The 17,007-nt window shown below is 64.9% G+C and carries 15 protein-coding genes; 13 read left to right on the top strand and 2 right to left on the bottom strand.

Going from position 1 to position 17,007, the window contains the following annotated elements; genetic code table 11:
* Window positions 1-78: 78 nt before the first annotated feature.
* Entirely contained in the window at window positions 79-2,301 is a 2,223-nt protein-coding gene (locus tag HAP47_RS03560) for an acetate--CoA ligase family protein (protein ID WP_173639417.1), read from the top strand.
* A 159-nt stretch (window positions 2,302-2,460) separates the two neighbouring features.
* Here HAP47_RS03560 and HAP47_RS03555 read toward each other — a convergent pair whose 3' ends face one another.
* Window positions 2,461-3,180, bottom strand: a complete 720-nt coding sequence (locus HAP47_RS03555; protein ID WP_371821736.1) for a S1 family peptidase — start codon at window positions 3,178-3,180, stop codon at window positions 2,461-2,463.
* A 475-nt stretch (window positions 3,181-3,655) separates the two neighbouring features.
* Between HAP47_RS03555 and HAP47_RS03550 the strand changes: the two genes are divergently transcribed.
* The 10 genes from HAP47_RS03550 (at window position 3,656) to HAP47_RS03505 (ending at window position 12,683) form a co-directional block, all read left to right on the top strand.
* The gene (locus HAP47_RS03550) at window positions 3,656-4,333 is read left to right on the top strand and encodes a LuxR C-terminal-related transcriptional regulator (RefSeq protein WP_231168736.1); all 678 of its coding nucleotides are present in this window, start codon (window positions 3,656-3,658) and stop codon (window positions 4,331-4,333) included.
* A gap of 353 nt (window positions 4,334-4,686) precedes the next feature.
* A complete protein-coding gene (locus HAP47_RS03545) occupies window positions 4,687-7,140 on the top strand; it encodes a S8 family serine peptidase (RefSeq protein ID WP_173639420.1) in 2,454 nt (817 codons plus the stop codon).
* A 174-nt stretch (window positions 7,141-7,314) separates the two neighbouring features.
* Window positions 7,315-7,506: a hypothetical protein gene (locus HAP47_RS03540; RefSeq protein ID WP_029080476.1), complete on the top strand. Its 192-nt coding sequence runs from the start codon at window positions 7,315-7,317 to the stop codon at window positions 7,504-7,506.
* Between the two features lie 58 nt (window positions 7,507-7,564).
* Entirely contained in the window at window positions 7,565-7,744 is a 180-nt protein-coding gene (locus tag HAP47_RS03535; protein WP_092126523.1) for a hypothetical protein, read from the top strand.
* Between the two features lie 36 nt (window positions 7,745-7,780).
* Window positions 7,781-8,119 (top strand): hypothetical protein, encoded by a 339-nt coding sequence (locus HAP47_RS03530; protein WP_173639421.1) that lies wholly within the window; start codon window positions 7,781-7,783, stop codon window positions 8,117-8,119.
* Window positions 8,120-8,218: 99 nt separating this feature from the next.
* Window positions 8,219-8,905, top strand: coding sequence for a methyltransferase family protein (locus HAP47_RS03525; protein WP_173639422.1), 687 nt, complete (start codon window positions 8,219-8,221; stop codon window positions 8,903-8,905).
* Between the two features lie 154 nt (window positions 8,906-9,059).
* The gene (locus tag HAP47_RS03520) at window positions 9,060-9,692 is read left to right on the top strand and encodes an HAD-IA family hydrolase (RefSeq protein ID WP_210285271.1); all 633 of its coding nucleotides are present in this window, start codon (window positions 9,060-9,062) and stop codon (window positions 9,690-9,692) included.
* A 173-nt stretch (window positions 9,693-9,865) separates the two neighbouring features.
* A complete protein-coding gene (locus HAP47_RS03515) occupies window positions 9,866-10,189 on the top strand; it encodes a hypothetical protein (protein WP_173639424.1) in 324 nt (107 codons plus the stop codon).
* A gap of 163 nt (window positions 10,190-10,352) precedes the next feature.
* The gene (locus tag HAP47_RS03510) at window positions 10,353-11,300 is read left to right on the top strand and encodes an AAA family ATPase (protein ID WP_173639425.1); all 948 of its coding nucleotides are present in this window, start codon (window positions 10,353-10,355) and stop codon (window positions 11,298-11,300) included.
* 6 nt (window positions 11,301-11,306) lie between these two features.
* Window positions 11,307-12,683: a vWA domain-containing protein gene (locus tag HAP47_RS03505; RefSeq protein ID WP_176396238.1), complete on the top strand. Its 1,377-nt coding sequence runs from the start codon at window positions 11,307-11,309 to the stop codon at window positions 12,681-12,683.
* Window positions 12,684-12,792: 109 nt separating this feature from the next.
* Here HAP47_RS03505 and HAP47_RS03500 read toward each other — a convergent pair whose 3' ends face one another.
* On the bottom strand, window positions 12,793-13,320 hold the full coding sequence (locus tag HAP47_RS03500; protein ID WP_210285272.1) for a hypothetical protein: 528 nt from the start codon (window positions 13,318-13,320) through the stop codon (window positions 12,793-12,795).
* Window positions 13,321-13,650: 330 nt separating this feature from the next.
* Between HAP47_RS03500 and HAP47_RS03495 the strand changes: the two genes are divergently transcribed.
* Together HAP47_RS03495 and recQ are read left to right on the top strand one after the other, a co-directional pair.
* Window positions 13,651-14,871 carry a T6SS phospholipase effector Tle1-like catalytic domain-containing protein gene (locus HAP47_RS03495; RefSeq protein ID WP_173639426.1) on the top strand — a complete coding sequence of 407 codons (1,221 nt, stop codon included), beginning with the start codon at window positions 13,651-13,653 and terminating at the stop codon, window positions 14,869-14,871.
* A gap of 242 nt (window positions 14,872-15,113) precedes the next feature.
* On the top strand, window positions 15,114-16,982 hold the full coding sequence (gene recQ, locus HAP47_RS03490) for a DNA helicase RecQ (protein ID WP_173639427.1): 1,869 nt from the start codon (window positions 15,114-15,116) through the stop codon (window positions 16,980-16,982).
* Window positions 16,983-17,007 lie beyond the last annotated feature (25 nt).

Genomic DNA, 17,007 nt, shown 5'->3' with positions numbered 1-17,007 from the left:
AACAATGAAAAGTAGCGTTCTGCGGTGATCCGCCGTGGGCCAGAGGAAACAAGCAGAACAAGGATAAGGGCAGGCTCCATGGAAGCTTTCGCAGGCACCGCGTCACATCCGTCCCGCAAATGGGAGCCGCCCGCTGACGCCAGCGACATCGTCAAGAGCATCCACGCGATGCTGCACCCGCGCAACATCGTGCTGGTCGGCGCCACCGACAAGCCCGGCAACTACGCCGAACGGATCTGGAACAACCTGATCAAATACGAATATGCCGGCGGGCTGTTTCCGATCAACACCAAGCGCGAAACCATCTGGGGCGTCACCTGCTACAAGGATTTCGCCAGTCTTCCCGAAAGGCCCGACCATGTGCTGGTGCTGGTACCGGCCCGCTTTGCCGTGCAGGTGATCCGCGACGCGGCCGCTGCCGGCGCGCGCTCGGCGACCATCGTCACCTCCGGCTTCAGCGAGTTGCAGGACGAGGAGAGCCAGCGGCTTGCGGCCGAGCTGAAGCAGGCGATCAAGGAGACCGGACTTGCGGTCACCGGCCCAAATTGCCTCGGCAATCTCAGCGCCGGCGAGAACCTGTTCACCAACATCGACGACCGCATCGTCACCATGGAGCCGGGCGCGGTGGCGATCGCCGGCCAATCCGGCGCGATCGTGATGGCGATCCGCCAGGCGCTGGAGGATCGCGGCGTCGGCGTCGGCTACATGGTCACGACCGGCAACGAATCCGGCCTCGAGACGCCGGACTTGATGAGCTATTTCGCCGCCGACCCGAGCATCCGCGTCATTGTGGTCTATCTCGAAGGCGTCAGGAACACAAAGGTGTTCCGCGAAGCCTGCAAGGCCGCGCGCGCTGCGGGCAAGCCGGTGATCGCGCTCAAGCTTGGCGCCTCCGAAGGCGGCCGCGCCGCCGCGATGGCGCATACCGGCGCGCTCGCCGGCTCGATCGAGACATTCGATGCGATCTCGACTCGCGAAGGCGTGATCCGCGTGCGCGGCCTGGATGAACTGATCGAAACCACCGAGTGCTTCGTCCATGCCGATCCGCCGAAGGGCAACCGCCTCGCGGCGGTGTCGCTGTCCGGCGGCAAGCGCGGGCTGCTGATCGACGCGTTCTATTCCGCCGGCCTGAATTTCGCACCGCTAAGCCCGAACGCGACGGAGCAGCTGGCGAAGATGCTCGGGCCCGGCAGCATCGTCGGCAATCCACTCGATGCCGGCTTTGCGGCGGTGGTCGATCCCTCCGTCTACATGAAGTCGATCAAGATCATGATCGACGATCCCGATACCGACATCGTCGTCATCGATGCCGAGCTGCCGAAGGCGCCGCATGAGCTGCGCGAGCGCAATCTGCGTATCGTCAACGAGATGGCGGGCCAGGCCAACAAGCCGGTGATCTATATCAGCGCGATGTCGATCGGCTTCACCGAATTCACCAAGGGACTGCGCAAGTCGCTACCCGATATCGCCGTCATGCAGGGACTCGACCGCGCGGTCGGCGCGATCAAGTCGCTGATCGAATATGCCGGTCTGCGCAAGGAAGTGCCCGACATCGTGTCAAGCTCGAAGGCATCCGCGCGCGCGGTGCTGGAGAAGACGCTGAAGGCGGCCAACGGCGCCGCCGCGCTCGACGAGGTTGCCTCGAAGCAACTGCTCAAGGCCTATGGCATCCCGATCTCCAGGGAAGACGTCGCGCAGACCGCGGCGGAGGCCGTAAAGATCGCCAAGGCGATCGGCTTCCCGGTGGTCGCGAAAGTTGTCAGCCCCGATATCCTGCACAAGTCGGATATCGGCGGCGTGGTGCTCAACCTTGCCAACGCCGCCGAGGTGAAGAAGGCGTTCAACGACATCACCGCGCGGGTGAAGAAGCTGAAGGGCAAGCCGAAGCTCGAGGGCATCCTGATTGCCCAACAGGTCAAGGCCGACCTCGAGCTCGTGGTCGGCGCCTCGCTCGATGCCGAGATGGGCCCCGTGGTGCTGTTCGGCACCGGCGGCGTCGATATCGAACTGCTGAAGGACGTCGCCCTTGCCGGCGCGCCGCTCGATGCCGCCGAGGCGAAAGAGCTGATCGCCAAGACCAAGGCCGGGGTCAAGCTCAAGGGCTATCGCGGCAAGCCCGCGCTGCACGAGCCGTCGGCGGTGAAGGCGCTGGTCGGGCTCTCCAACCTGATGGCCGACGCCAATGGCCGCATCGCCTCGATCGACGTCAATCCGTTCCTGATCAACAGCAAGCTCGGCGTCGCCGTCGATGGCCTGATCGTGCTGAACAACGCCGCCGCGAACAAGGCGGCGGGGCATTAACGCTATCATCTCCCTCTCCCCGTTCTTACGGGGAGAGGGTTGGGGTGAGGGGCTGTCTCCGCATACACAATGCCAAACAGATTCGTGGAGACTCCCCCTCACCCGGATCGCATCTTTCGATGCGATCCGACCTCTCCCCGCAAGCGGGGCCAGGTAACTTCAGAAGCTCGCACCCCACTGCCGCGCGGTCTGCATCACCCAGTCGCGATAGAGCGTGAGCGGCGTCACCCCGGTGATGCCGCCGCAGCCGGCGGTGCCGTTCGGGCCGGTGGACCAGCTCACCACGCCGACGATGACAGGCCCGCCTTGCTTGTCCTCGAACACGGGCGCACCAGAATCGCCGGTACAGGCGCCGAGCCCGTCGCGCACGCCCTGCCCGACCGGATCGATCAGACGAATCTGCAGCGTGCCGGGCTTGCCGCTCGCGATCAGGCCGGCGACGCGAATGCTGCCGCCGCTCTTGCCGTCACCGCGCACGGTGACACCGACGCCTGCGACCGTGAAGCGGCCGCCGACCTGGATCGGAATGTTGGGCATGCCGAGCACGGCTGGCGCCTTGCCTGCGGCTTGGTCCGCAAGCTGCAGCAGCGCGACATCGGCGGTCGCCACATGATTGGTCATCGCCTGCATCCGAAAGCCGGGATGGATCGCAACCGTCTTGACGTCCTGCAGCTTCGGCTGCCGGTCCGGCCCATAGTCGACGATCTTGTAGTCGGCGCCGGGCTGCACGCAATGCGCCGCGGTCAGCACCACTTTCGGCGCGATCAGCGCGCCGGTGCAGAAATTGCCACGCGAGCCGACGATGGTGACGACGGCGCGCGCGACGCCATCGGTCGACGGCGCGCCACCACCGACGATCGCGAAGGCTGGCGTTGCCATCAGCAGGGTCAGAAGGGCTGTCGCTCGAATCACGCTCGTCATGGAATCCTGTCGATCTGCATCTGGATTGAGCACATCCGAGGCGCGGCATTGCGTCGCTCACACTCGGCCGAAGAACACGTAATCTTGTACAGAGCACCCGCGCCCACACGCGTCAATTATCTAAATATCTAGGCGTCGATCACTATGGCGTTGAAGTCGCCACGAGATTTTCTGCAGCCCATCGTGCGCACGCGCTGCGTCTCGCCACCTTGCCGCGATATCCATCACATCGTATCCTGCGTCGTGCTGCCGGCACGACGTTCGAATGTGAACTGTATCTCTTGATCACGCGCCTATCGGGGCCGTAGCTTCGACCAGATAATAGTACAACCTCTGGCAGCATACCGCATACTTACCTTCATGACTTTCTGGATGCCGGTGCCGTTGACCTACAGACGGCTTTTCATCCGCCATTTCGTTGAGTTCGAGGATAATGATGAGGATCGCGGTCGTCACGCCGATCAGGCTGTTCAGCGAGGGGCTTGCCTCGAGTTTCCAGAACCACGCCGAGTTTGCCGTCGAGGCGGCGGTCGCCGATCTTGCCGGCCTGCGTGCGACCCTCGAGACCGGTCGTGTGAGTGTCATTCTGATCGACGTCACACAGGGCATCGATCTCGACGAGGTGCGCGTGATCGCGAGCGAGCATGCGGAAATCGCGCTGGTGGCGCTCGGCCTCAACGAGGACCGGCGCGACGTGGTCCGCTGCGGCCGGGCCGGGTTCAGCGGCTACATTTCCCGGAATGCCAGCTTCGACGAGCTCTGCCGCGCACTGTCGGACGTGGCGTCAGGGCGGCTTGCCTGCAGCGCCGAGATTTCCGGCGGACTGCTGCGCGCGCTGTTTTGCATGGAGCGTCAGACGGATACGATCGACACGGACCAGGGACTGACGCGCCGCGAAGGCGAGGTTCTCAAGCTCATCGGGCAGGGCATGTCGAACAAGGAGATCGCACGCGATCTCAATCTCAGTCTTGCCACCGTCAAGCATCACGTCCATCACGTGCTGCAAAAGCTCGGCCTGCCACGCCGGGCGCAGGCGATGCGGCGGGTTCGCGAAGCGCCATGGATCGCATCATCTGCGCCGGCTCTCGATCGTCGCCGCGAGCTCGACTGACACCAGCGACCTGAATTCCGTATTCGACTGACCGCAGCGCGCGCACGCATTGGTGCGCAGATGCGGCGCGACTTTGCACGCATGCGCACCGCATCACGCCGTGAGACCGATCCCGACTAAACCCTTTGATCGATCTTTCGAGGCGCGGGATCGATCTCACGGATCGGTCGATCCGTATCATCGGCTCGATCCTTTCTGATCCACCGCGGCGAATAGGCCTTTCGCGGCACACCTGCCACAACAGCACCAACGCAGCGACATGCCGCTCTTTTCGTTCGCTGCGCGGTTGCAGATTGCCGTGGAAGACGGATCGGCTGCACGAATTCGCAGCAGATCGGCCCAGGATCGATTTCATGAATCCAGTTGCCGACATCGCTGGTCTGGCTGCCCTGTGGCAGAGAACGTCGGGTGGCGACCCCGCGGTGAAGATCGCGATCATCGACGGTCCCGTCGCTCTCAATCATCCCTCGCTCAGGCAGGCCCGCGTCGCCATGGGCGGCGAGTTCGTCGCGCCGTCTTCGCCGACGATCCAGTCCGAGCACGGCACGCATGTCACGAGCGTGCTGATGGGCACGCCCGGCGGCCCGGTGCTCGGGGTCGCGCCGAATTGCAGCGCAACGGTGTTCTCGATCTATCGCGAGAATGCCGCCGGACAGATCGAGCCGTCCTCGCAAAGCACATTGGCGCTCGCGATCAACCAGGCACTGGCGGTGGGCGCCGACATCATCAACATCAGCAGCGGCCAGCAATCCGCGACGGGACAGGCCGATCGCATTCTGGTCGACGCGGTGCGCGCCTGCGAGCGCGCGGGCAAGCTGATCGTCGCCGCCGCCGGCAACGACGGCTGCCGCTGCGTGCAGGTGCCGGGCAGCCTCGCTTCGGTGCTTGCGGTCGGCGCGTGCGATCTGGCCGGCAACCCGCTGCCGTTCAGCAATTTCGGCGACGCCTATCTGGAGAACGGCATCCTGGCGCCGGGCGAGAACATCGCCGGCGCCTCGCCGGTCCGCAACGTCAGCCTGCGTTCCGGAACGAGTTACGCTGCGCCGATCGTCACCGGCGTCGTCGCGCTGCTGCTCTCATGCCTGCGCCAGAACGGACGCAAGGCCGATCCGCAAGCCGTCCGTGCTGCGCTGCTCGAAAGCGCGGTGCCCTGCCGCAACGACGGCAGCGCCTCGCGCTGTCTCGCCGGACGGCTCGATATTCCCGCGGCTGTCGCCGCCCTGCTTGGCGAGCAGGCGGACGCCGTCATGCCGTCGGGTGCCACGGCCGCGCCTCCTCGTTTCCGGGGAGTGTCCGCGCGCCCTTTCGTCCAACCGTCATCCGCCGCTCAGCCAACTGCAACCAGAGAGGGTTCCATGGGAGATCTATCAGCAATGTCTGCACCATCGGCTCCGCGCATATTCGGGCCTGATGGCTCGGTCCTGCGAAACAACGCCGGGATCATGCCAAGCGAGGCGCAGCCTGCCGTGCCGGCGGCACCTGCGGCCATGGCCGTCCCCGCTGATCACGGCGTCGTCGCCGCGCCGATCGCCGCGCCCGCGCCTTATCCGTATCACGCCCCCCATGCGGGCGGCGACATGGTCTGGATGCCGGCACCGGCACCCCAGATGGTGATGCCGCCGATGATGATGCCGCAGATGGCGATGCCAACGGCCGGCATGATGCCGCAAACCTGGCTGCAGCCGCAGCAGTTGCACGCGCTGATGCCGAGCAATGCGCTTCCGGTTGCAATGCCCCAGCCGCTGCCGATGTACGAAGCCCCCGCGGTTCGAACCAGCGAGAAGAGCTGCGGCTGTGGCAACGGCATGCGTCCGCGGGGCGCTGCGGCCGAGTCCACCGGACAGCTCGCCTTCCCGATCGGCCGGCTGTTCTACGATTTCGGCAAGGAAGCCCGCCTCGACTACTTCGTGCAGGCGATCGCCAATTGGCGCGACAGCCTGATCGGCCGCGGCGATCCGGCCTTCGGGCCCGAGCGCGACCACTCCGGCGATACCTCGGCGCCGTACAATCCGGCGATCATGGCGCGCTATCTGCTGAACCAGGCCGAAGGCGAGACCGCGACGCCGGCCGGGGCCGGCAACAACTTCCCGGACGCCGACGCCATCACCTGGACGATGACGATCGATTCGATCCCGATCTATGCGATCAAGCCGCTCGACGTGTTCGGTCTCGGGTTCTTCGCCGCGCTGATCCTGGCGCTGTGGCATCAGGAGGTTTCGCACGACGATCCCGCGACGACCCGCACCGTGGCGATCACGTCGATGTCGGCCCCCGCCGGCGGCGAGCCACCAGCGACGCGCCCGGCATTCCCGCCGCCCGGCGGCGTTGCGCGGGTCTCGATGGCTGGCTGGGTCGACAGCACCAACACGACCAAGCTGCTCAATGGCACCGTCGTGCCGACGCTGGTGACCGATTGGCGCGGCTTCTACCAGTGGGATCTCTACACGCTGTTCGGGCCGCTCCCCTGGCCGGACGGCGCAGAGGGCTTCCTCGAGCGGATCTACAACGAGTTCCGCAATGTCGGTCTCTCCCCGCAGGACCGCGCGCTGAACTATTCCGCGATGAACGCCTACAACACGCGCAAGATCTTCATTGACGCTGCCAACAAGGGCCTGCGGCTCGACACCGTCGAAGTGGACCAGAGCGTCATTTGCCGGCCGGACTCGGAATGCCACGACGTGACCTACCGCTTCTTCAACCCGACGCAGGTCCTGACCCAGGCTCGCGAAGTCTATCAGTACACGATCGACGTGAGCGACGTGGTGCCGGTGGCGGTTGGGCCGCTGCGGCAGTGGCAGGTCTATTGACGCGATTGCTCCTCTGCGTCCGGAGGAGATCAGAACGTGGCGCGAATTAGCGTCACGTGGTCCAGGGGATCGACGCGATGAGCGATCCCCTGGGCGACGTCCAGCGACGGCTGCCCCGGTCGGTGCCCACCTCCCGTAGTTGCCGTCAATTCAAACCGAAAGAAGGAGCTGAACATGTACGCAAGGAACGACTTTGAGACCTTCGGCAGCGTGCGTAGCCCGATCCAGTGTGAGGGCATCGAGCGCGGTCCGAAGCGGATTGCCGAAGTGGCGACCAACGGGTCGGTCAACCCGCAGGGTTGGCAGGACATCCTCGGTACGGCCGTGCAGGCGCTGCCGGGCGTCCTCGGCGCTTTCGGCATCTGATCGCCAAACTCGGGGCCCGGCGCTGTCGGGCCCCACCCCTGCCCTCAAGGAGGCCGACATGATGCAGAAATCCACCGCCAGGAGCCCACAGCAACAGCAGCAGAACGGTCGCCGGATCGAGCCGTCCGGAAAGATCGTCGTGTCGTCAGTCGTGAGCCACGCCTCGCTGCTCGCCGCGATCAGCGACCGCAACCCGATCATCGCCAAACGCACCACATCCGACGAAGACAAATCCTGACGTCGTCGTCATCACCGAACCTATGGAGCCGATGCCATGGCAAAACCGCCCCGCAAATCCGGATCCGACAGCGCCGCCTCTCCGCCACCGGCGGAAGCATCCGCAGCGTCAAGCCTTGCCGATGCACGGCGCCCGTTGGAGGCGGCCGTTGTCGCCCGTCCGAAGATCGCCACCACGCCCGCCCCGCCGACAACGTCGGCCTATATGGCGCCACCGCAGGGCCCCGGTGCTCCGCAGCAGATGCGCCATGACGGCTCGCCGCGTTCGGAGGCGCGGCTCAACACCGCGATGAAGATCCTGCTCGATCCCACGGCCCGCGCGCTGCCGAGCAAGGTCTATTCCGGACAGGCGCGAAACTGGACCCGCAGACCGTAACCAGGCCTGCGCACTGAACGGCGCTTCGATCCGCTACCCGGACACGCAACGGTCCGCCCGATCCGGCGGCGCGGCCGTTGCCGCTTGTCGGAGAGAGACATGAACCAGAACGGCAATCCTCCTCGCATCAATCTGCGCCGCGCCTCCTGCACATTTGTGGGCCTCGGGACGCTCCTGTTTCTAGCGGCCGGCACCATCCGATGGGCCGGCGCCTGGATGTTCCTGCTCGAGATCACGATCGGCGGACTGATCACCGAGGCATGGCTCGCAAGACATGATCCGGAGCTACTGGCGGAGCGCCGCACCGCGCGCGGCCAGGCCGGGTGGGATCGCGTCATCACGACGATCATGCCGCTGTTGTGGCTGACATGGCTGCCGCTGATGGCGCTCGACGCGGTGCGCTACTGGACATCGTTCGTCCCGTTCTGGCTGCAATGCGCCGGCGCGGTGATGATCGCCGCATCGTTCTACATCGTCTATCGGACCTACCGCGAAAACAGCTACGCCGCCCCGGTCGTGAAGATCCAGCGCGAGCGCGGGCATGCTGCGGTGACCACGGGGCCCTACGCCTATGTGCGCCACCCGATCTATGCCAGCGGCCTGTTGACCTATGTCGGCACGCCGCTGCTGCTCGGATCCTGGTGGGGCCTTGGTATCGTGCCGGTCATGGCGGCGCTGCTCGGCCTGAGATCCATGATGGAGGAGCGGATGCTCACTGCCGAGCTCGACGGCTATGCCGAATATCTCGCCCGCGTGCGTTACCGCCTGGTTCCGATGGTCTGGTGAGCCGTTCCGCGTGGCGGAGTTTGCCGCGAACTGGCGGCTTGCCTGATCGGCGACAATTCCAATAAAGAAGGTTGAACGCGCGCTTCCCTGTCTTCGGCCAAAACGGCCGGACGACCCGGGGCGAAGCCGCCGCTTTGCAACGGGCAGGACATTGATGATCGAGGCAGTGATCTGGGATTTCGGCGGCGTCTTGACCACCTCGCCGTTCGAGGCCTTCGCGCGCTACGAGACCGAGCGCGGCCTGCCGATCGACATCATCCGCCGCACCAACGCCGCCAACCATCTGGAAAACGCGTGGGCCAAGTTCGAACGCGCCGAGATCGGTATCGATGCATTCGACGAGCTGTTCGCCACGGAATCGAAGGCGCTCGGCGCCGAGGTGCGCGGCAAGGACGTGCTGCCGCTGCTCTCCGGCGACCTGCGCCCGGAAATGGTCGCGGCGCTGAAGCGCATCAAGGCAGAATTCAAGACCGGCTGCATCACCAACAATCTGCCGTCGAACGCAATCGGCAGCCACAGCGGACGCACGCTCTATGTCGCCGAGGTGATGTCACTGTTCGACCACGTCATCGAGTCCGCGAAGATCGGTCTGCGCAAGCCCGATCCGCGCATCTACCAGATGATGGTGGGAACGCTGCAAGTGAACCCGACGCACTGCGTCTATCTCGACGATCTCGGCGTCAACCTGAAGCCGGCGCGCGAGATGGGCATGACCACGATCAAGGTTGCGAACGCCGCGCAGGCGATCTCCGAGCTCGAAGCCGCGACGGGCCTCACGCTGAGGTGAAGCGGCCTCCCGGCATATTCACTCCCCATTCAGGCGGCAGTCTCTAATTCTCAGCCTCCCCTGGGTCACGGCGCGACCATGAAATCGCGTCCTGATCCCATTCCTGGTCTGAGCATGACGTTCCGGAAAACCGACGTTCACTTCTCCGGATCATGCTCGCGGAGGCACATCCCATGAAGCATCTCGTCGTCGCCTTGGTCTCGGCTGGTTCGCTGCTGGTCTCGGTCGCAGCGTTCGCGCAATCAACCTCAACCCCCGCACCGGCAGCAGCGCCGGCGGCGGCTCCCGCGCAAGAGAACACGTCGGCGGCAGCACCCGTCCCCGGTGCGAAGCGCGCGGCCTGCCAGAGCGCGGCGAAGGCGCTGAAGGGACAGGACCGGCACGACCAGATGCAGCTCTGCATGGCGCAGGCGCATCTCGACTGCCTGAAGCAGGCGATCGACCAGAAGATCGTCGGCCCGCAGCGCAAGGATTTCGTGAAGAGCTGCGCGGGCTAGAGGCTGCTGCTCCGGGGTATTGCGCTCGGCGGAAATAGCCCGGAACCATGCGCTAACTCCAGCCCTTAGTCCCTTTGCCTTTGCGGGGCAAACGAGCCTTGTGCTTTGCCCGCAACGGGAGCAGAACAGGTCCGAGTTCAAGGTAAATTCGGAGCTGATCCTCGTGGCTGACACCAGGCCCACCGCCTCGATCGAGGCCGTGGAAAGCGGCCTCGCCGCGCAAGGCTATATTGCGAGCCGGCAGATCGCGACTGCGGTCTATCTGTCGCAGCAGATCGAGAAGCCGATCCTGGTCGAGGGCCCTGCCGGCGTCGGCAAGACCGAGCTTGCGAAGGCGATCGCCGCTTGGCGCGGCCTGAAGATGATCCGCCTGCAGTGCTATGAAGGCCTCGACGAGGCCAAGGCGCTGTATGAGTGGAAATATGCCAAACAGCTGCTCTACACCCAGATCCTGAAGGACAAGCTCGGCGAGGTGCTCGGCGGCGCGCAGACGCTGGCCGCAGCGCTCGACCAGCTCCACACCTTCGGCGACGTGTTCTTCTCCAAGGAATTCGTCGAGCCGCGACCGCTGTTGCAGGCGCTGGAGCAGCCCGCCGGCTGTGTGCTGCTGATCGACGAGATCGACAAGTCGGATGCCGAATTCGAATCGCTGCTGCTGGAAATTCTCTCGGACTTCCAGGTCACGATCCCCGAGCTCGGCACCGTCTCCGCGGTGGCGCCGCCGACCGTGATCCTGACCTCCAACAGCGAACGCGATCTCGGCGATGCCTTGAAGCGGCGCTGCCTGCATCTGCATATCGGCTTCCCCGAGCAGAAGCTGGAAGAGCGCATCGTCGAGAGCCGGGTGCCCGGCATCTCGCAGACATTGCGCAAGCAGATGGTCGGCTTCATCCACGAGATCCGCTCGCTGGACCTGAAGAAGCTGCCCTCGGTCAGCGAGGCGATCGACTGGGCCCGCGTGCTGGTGCTGCTGCAGGCGAGCGAGCTCGACACCGAGATCGTCAAGGACACGCTCAACGTGCTCCTGAAATACGAGGCCGACATCGAGGCCGCAACGCCGCAGATTTCGTCCTTCATCGCCAAGGCGTCGCGCCAGGGCGTGTTCAGCTAGACCAAGATGCGCGAGAACCTGCATCGCTTCTTTCGTGCGGCGCGGGGAGCCGGGGTCCGGGTCTCGCCTGCCGAGAGCATCGATGCGATGCGGGCGATCGCCCAGGTCGGCTTTGCCGACCGCGACATCCTGCGCGACACGCTCCTGCTGACGCTTGCCAAGACCCAGGACGAGAAGCGCTCGCTCGGCGAATGCTTTGACCTGTTCTTCAGCCAGCCCGAGCCGCAGCAGGAAAGCGCCGAGCAGAGCAAGACCGATGACAACCGCGAATCCGGCGCCAACCCGTCGGCCGATGAGCATGGCGATGCGGCGGGTGGCGCCGCCAGCGAGAATCTCGGGCCGCTGGCGCAGATGCTGCTGTCGCAGGATCGCTCCGCGATATCGACGGCGATCGCCAATGCCTCCGGCGCCGCCTCGCTGCCCGACATCCGCTACTTCACCCAGCGGGGCATCTTCCAGACCCGCATCCTCGATGCGATGGGCATCCAGCGCCTGCGCGACGATATCGACGAGCAGACCACGCGCAATCCGGCACTCGCCGAGCGGCTGCAGGAAGCGCTCAACGGCCTGCGCGGCACGGTTCGCGACGCGGTCTCGCAAGCCTTGCTGCTTTACGGGCGCGAAGAGACCGAAAACCTGCGCAACGAGATCCTGCGCAACGCGCCGCTGGCGCGGATCGAGCCGCGCCAGGTCGAGCAGATGCGCGCGCTGATCCGCCAGATCGCGCGCCGGCTGCGCGAACGCTATTCCAAGCCGCGCAAGCGTCAGCGCCGCGGCCATCTCGACGTCCGCCGCACGCTACGCCGGAACGCGGCCTGGGGCGGCGTGCCGTTCCTCACCGCGTGGAAGCGCAAGCATCGCGACCGGCCGAAGATCGTCGCGCTGTGCGATGTCTCCGGCTCCGTCGCCCGCGTCTCGGACTTCTTCCTGCTCCTGATCCACAGCCTGCACGAGGTCGTCGACGACGTCCGCTCCTTCGCCTTCTCGGGCCATCTGATCGAGGTCAGCGACATCCTGGAATCGAAATCGCCGGAAGAGGCGATGAAGGAGATCATGTCCAAGGTCGGCTTCGGCTCGTCCGACTACGGCAATTCCTTCGCCGATTTCGAGGACAATTGGATGAGCGCGATCACGCCGCAGACCACGGTGATCGTGCTCGGCGACGCCCGCAGCAACAATCTCGATCCGCGCGCCGATATCCTGCGCCGCATCGGCGAGCGTTCCAAGCGGCTGGTATGGCTCAATCCCGAAGGCCGCATGGTCTGGGGCTTCGGCGATTCCGAAATGCCGCGCTACTCAACCTTCTGCACTGTCGTGCGCCAATGTGCGACCGCCCGGCAGCTCGAGCGCGCCGTCTCCGACATCGTGGCGACCTATCAGTAGACCGCCGGCGCTTTAGCGTTTTCGAGCGAAGTGGACACCGGTTCGCGTGAAGAAAACGCGTCAAACAAAAATCTAGAGCTTCGGTTCTGATTCAATCAGAACCGAAGCTTTAGAGGCGAAGCGAGTCGCTGTGAAATAGCCATCCGGCAAACGCGACCAGCGTCAGCGCGATCGAGGCAAAGATGCTGACGAGCTTGATCGTCGTGATCGCCTTCAGGATCGAGACGGAACGTGCTGCCGCATGCGGGTCGCCGTGCAGCAGCAGCCAGGCCAGCAAGCAGTCCTCGATCAGGTCGCTCAGCAGATACACCGCCGGCACGACCAGGCCGAGCCACGCTGCAGTCGGATAGATCTGGTTGAGCCAATATGATGACGCCGCGCCCATCGCGTCCGCCAGCGCCAGCATGACGATGAGATCGAGCGGAAACAGGATCGGGAAGGCATATTTCATCCGGAGGTCGGATTGCACCAGCTCGCCGAGCTGATCGCCGGTGTAACTCAGCGTCTTCTCCGGAAAGCGGGTCCGGAATCTGTTGGCGAAAACGCGATCGGAGTAGCTACCGACCCACCAGAACAGTCCGAACGCTATCACCACCAATCCCGCGAGAATGACCGTCACGAGAGCTTGGTGGCTCATGCCGATCCATTCCTGTCCATGGTGGGGAAGCTACGGAGAGCGGCAGGCAAGATGATCGCGCGCACCGGCGAAATCGCTAGCAGAAAAATATAAACACAATATCGCAATGACTGGCGATGAGATTCCCACCTTTTCCAAAGTGTTGCAATTGAATTCTGCGGATCGCTGGTTAGAGCGAGCACGCGCGCCCGATGCCGACCGCAGACTCCAGAACGACAGTCGGCGTTCACACCCCATACACAGAACCGTCTTCAATTGGAGATTGAATCATCCCCGTCTTCTGCCGTACATTGAGGTCGCTAATTTTCACGGCGGCCGCGGGGGCAACGGATGCCGAAGGATATTGTGATTTGTTGCGACGGCACCGGCAACGAGATCGGCGCCAATATTTCCAACGTCCTGAAGCTGTTTCGCGTCGCCGACAAGGATGGCCGGCAGCGGATCTACTATCATCCGGGTCTCGGCACGATCGGCCTGCAGAACAGCTGGGGCCGCTTCAAGCAGGAAGTGCGCGGCCTTTTCGGGCTGGCCTTCGGCGCCGGTCTCGACGAGGACACGCTTGGCGCCTACCGGTTCTTGTGCCGGCTCTGGGAGCCCGGCGACCGGGTCTGGATGTTCGGCTTCAGCCGCGGCGCCTATACCGTGCGCACGCTGGCGGCCTTCGTCCATGTGATGGGCCTGTTGCCGGTCGACCAGCTCGACCTCGCCGGCTACGCCTTCGGCACCTACAAGAAGGCCAGCTCCGATGCCCAGAAGTCCGACGGAACGTTTGACCCTGCCCCGTTGAAGGAAGTCTGGCACTTCAGCCAGATCGCCGGCGGGCGCAACATCGACATCGAGTTCGTCGGGGTCTGGGACACCGTGGCCTCGATCATCGTGCCGCGGCAGGACAACTTCCTGTTCGACATCCAGACGCTGCTGTTCACCCGCACCAATTCCAGTGTCAGGCGATTCCGCCAGGCGATCTCGATCGACGAACGCAGGCGCATGTTCCGCCTCAACCGCTGGATTGAGCCGCAGAACTTCCGTTCCGATCCGTTCGATCCGGCGACGGAGGTGGAGCAGGACATTCGCCAGGTGTGGTTCGCCGGCGTGCACTCCGACGTCGGCGGCGGCTATCCCGAGGACCAGAGCGGGCCGTCAAAATTTCCGCTGATCTGGATGCTCGCGCAGGCCGGGGCTGCCGGGCTGCACATGGATCAGGCGCTGATCAATCATCTCGCCTGGGGGATGCCGCTGCCGCCCCACAAGCACGACTATGTGCCGCCGAGCGCGACGGCCCCGCTGCACAATTCGTTGACCGCCGCGTGGGAAATCCTGGAATGGATTCCGAAGAGCGACAAATGGAAGGAATGGCCGGAACGGAAGTCCTTCCTCGGCTTCTATCTGCCGCGCGGCGAGCCGCGGCCGATACCGGAAGGGGCGACCATCCACGCCTCGGTACTGGAGCGCATGGAGAAGGATCCGGCCTACCGGCCGATCAACCTGCCGAAGACCTACAAGGTCGAGCCAATGACGCCGCCACCGGCGCCGCCCGCTCCGACGGCCTGACTGCGTCGGGGTTGCCTATCTTGAGGCGCTTTTCTTCACACGAAGCGGCATCCACTTCGCTCGAAAGCGCTTTGCGCGTCGATCGGCATCCTTGATCTGCGTGCGGCTGAGCTCAGCCGACCGCATCGGCGCGCGCGATGGCCGGCAGCCATTGCCTCAATTGAGTTTATTGCACGGGTGTATTAACACGCTTCGTTCCGGAATCGTTCGATCCGGGAACCCGAATCGCCCTCTCAGGGATCATGACCGCCCAACCAGCCCTCGATCATGCAGCCGCTCCGCCCCGCGACGCGCGATCCGTGCTCAGTTCCGTATTCGGCCTGTCGGGCTTCCGCGGCGCGCAGGAAAAGATCGTCCGCCACGTCACCAATGGCGGCAATTGCCTGGTGCTGATGCCGACCGGCGGTGGCAAGTCGTTGTGCTACCAGCTGCCGTCGCTGCTGCGCGACGGCTGCGGCATCGTGGTGTCGCCCTTGATCGCGCTGATGCGCGACCAGGTCGCGGGCCTCACCGAGGCCGGCGTCAACGCCGCGGTGCTGAATTCGACGCTGTCCTATCAGGAAGCCTCCGAGGTCGAACGGCGGCTGCTCGCCGGCGATCTCGATTTGCTCTATGTCGCGCCGGAACGGCTGCTCACGCCGCGCTGCCTCAATCTGCTCGGCCAGGTGCAGATCGCGCTGTTTGCGATCGACGAGGCGCATTGCGTCTCGCAATGGGGCCATGACTTCCGCCCGGAATATATCGGCCTGTCCACGCTCGCCGAGCGCTTCCCGAAAGTGCCGCGCATCGCGCTGACGGCGACCGCGGACGCATTGACGCGAAAGGAGATCGCCGAGCGGCTGTCACTCACCGACGCGCCGGAGTTCGTCGCAAGCTTCGACCGCCCCAACATCCGCTACGAGATCGTCGACAAGCAGAACGCCACCACGCAGCTGAAGTCCTTCATCAAGGAGCGGCATGCCGGCGACGCCGGCGTAGTCTATTGCCTGTCGCGCGCCAAGGTCGAGGACGTCGCGGCATCGCTGAGCGAGGCCGGCATTCCCGCGCTGCCCTATCATGCCGGGCTCGACGCCAGCGTGCGTGCCCGGCATCAGGACCGCTTCCTCAATGAGGACGGCATCGTGATCGTCGCCACGATCGCGTTCGGCATGGGCATCGACAAGCCAGATGTTCGCTTCGTCGCGCATCTCGATTTGCCAAAGAGCATCGAGGCCTATTACCAGGAGACCGGACGCGCCGGCCGTGACGGCAAGCCGTCGGCGGCGTGGATGGCCTATGGCCTTTCCGACATCGTGCAGCAGCGCCGCATGATCGACGAATCGACCGGCTCCGACGCCTTCAAGCGCGTCTCGATCGGCAAGCTCGACGCGCTGGTTGCGCTCGCCGAGACCGTGCATTGCCGGCGGCAGCGCCTGCTCGGCTATTTCGGCGAGACCCGCACGGAGGAAAGCTGCGGCAATTGCGACAACTGCCTGACGCCGCCGCGGGTCCGCGACGGCAAGGTGCTGGCACAGAAGCTATTGTCCTGCGTCTATCGCACCGGGCAGCGCTTTGGCGCCATGCACCTGATCGACGTGCTGGTCGGGCGGCTGACCGAACGCGTCAAGCAATTCAACCACGACCAATTGTCGGTGTTCGGCATCGGCCGCGAGCTCAACGAGAAGCAATGGCGCGCGGTGCTGCGCCAGCTGGTGGCGATGGGCCATCTCAACGCCGACAGCGACGCCTTCGGCGCGCTGAAGCTGACCGACAGCGCCCGCGGCGTGCTCAAGGGCGAGACCGCGGTGATGCTGCGGGAGCAGCCGGAAGGCGCGCGCAACCGCGCGGTGCGCGGCAAGTCGCGCCGCGGCGAGCTCGCGCCCGCGGCCGACAGTCCGGGCGGCGCCGCCAACCCCACGCTGCATGCGGCGCTGCGCGCCTGGCGCTCGGAGGTCGCGCGGCAGCGCGGCGTGCCGGCCTATGTGGTGCTGCACGATTCGACCATCGACGGCATCGCCGCGATGCGTCCGGACACGCTGGGCGAGCTGCGCAACATCGCCGGGATCGGCGACAAGAAGCTCGAGCATTACGGCGACGAGCTGATCCGGATCGTGAAATCCAACGACGGCTGAACGTCGCGCAGGGCCTTGAGCCGGT

Source organism: Bradyrhizobium sp. 41S5 (assembly GCF_011516665.3).
GTDB classification, from domain to species: domain Bacteria; phylum Pseudomonadota; class Alphaproteobacteria; order Rhizobiales; family Xanthobacteraceae; genus Bradyrhizobium; species Bradyrhizobium quebecense.
This window is presented reverse-complemented; position numbering and strand designations above follow the sequence as displayed.

Excerpts from the sequence above, each read along its gene's own strand:
- HAP47_RS03560 (WP_173639417.1), top strand. The coding sequence starts at position 79 with ATGGAAGCTTTCGCAGGCACCGCGTCACATCCGTCCCGCAAATGGGAG.
- HAP47_RS03555 (WP_371821736.1), bottom strand. The coding sequence starts at position 3,180 with ATGGCAACGCCAGCCTTCGCGATCGTCGGTGGTGGCGCGCCGTCGACC.
- HAP47_RS03550 (WP_231168736.1), top strand. The coding sequence starts at position 3,656 with ATGATGAGGATCGCGGTCGTCACGCCGATCAGGCTGTTCAGCGAGGGG.
- HAP47_RS03545 (WP_173639420.1), top strand. The coding sequence starts at position 4,687 with ATGAATCCAGTTGCCGACATCGCTGGTCTGGCTGCCCTGTGGCAGAGA.
- HAP47_RS03540 (WP_029080476.1), top strand. The coding sequence starts at position 7,315 with ATGTACGCAAGGAACGACTTTGAGACCTTCGGCAGCGTGCGTAGCCCG.
- HAP47_RS03535 (WP_092126523.1), top strand. The coding sequence starts at position 7,565 with ATGATGCAGAAATCCACCGCCAGGAGCCCACAGCAACAGCAGCAGAAC.
- HAP47_RS03530 (WP_173639421.1), top strand. The coding sequence starts at position 7,781 with ATGGCAAAACCGCCCCGCAAATCCGGATCCGACAGCGCCGCCTCTCCG.
- HAP47_RS03525 (WP_173639422.1), top strand. The coding sequence starts at position 8,219 with ATGAACCAGAACGGCAATCCTCCTCGCATCAATCTGCGCCGCGCCTCC.
- HAP47_RS03520 (WP_210285271.1), top strand. The coding sequence starts at position 9,060 with ATGATCGAGGCAGTGATCTGGGATTTCGGCGGCGTCTTGACCACCTCG.
- HAP47_RS03515 (WP_173639424.1), top strand. The coding sequence starts at position 9,866 with ATGAAGCATCTCGTCGTCGCCTTGGTCTCGGCTGGTTCGCTGCTGGTC.
- HAP47_RS03505 (WP_176396238.1), top strand. The coding sequence starts at position 11,307 with ATGCGCGAGAACCTGCATCGCTTCTTTCGTGCGGCGCGGGGAGCCGGG.
- HAP47_RS03500 (WP_210285272.1), bottom strand. The coding sequence starts at position 13,320 with ATGAGCCACCAAGCTCTCGTGACGGTCATTCTCGCGGGATTGGTGGTG.
- HAP47_RS03495 (WP_173639426.1), top strand. The coding sequence starts at position 13,651 with ATGCCGAAGGATATTGTGATTTGTTGCGACGGCACCGGCAACGAGATC.
- recQ (WP_173639427.1), top strand. The coding sequence starts at position 15,114 with ATGACCGCCCAACCAGCCCTCGATCATGCAGCCGCTCCGCCCCGCGAC.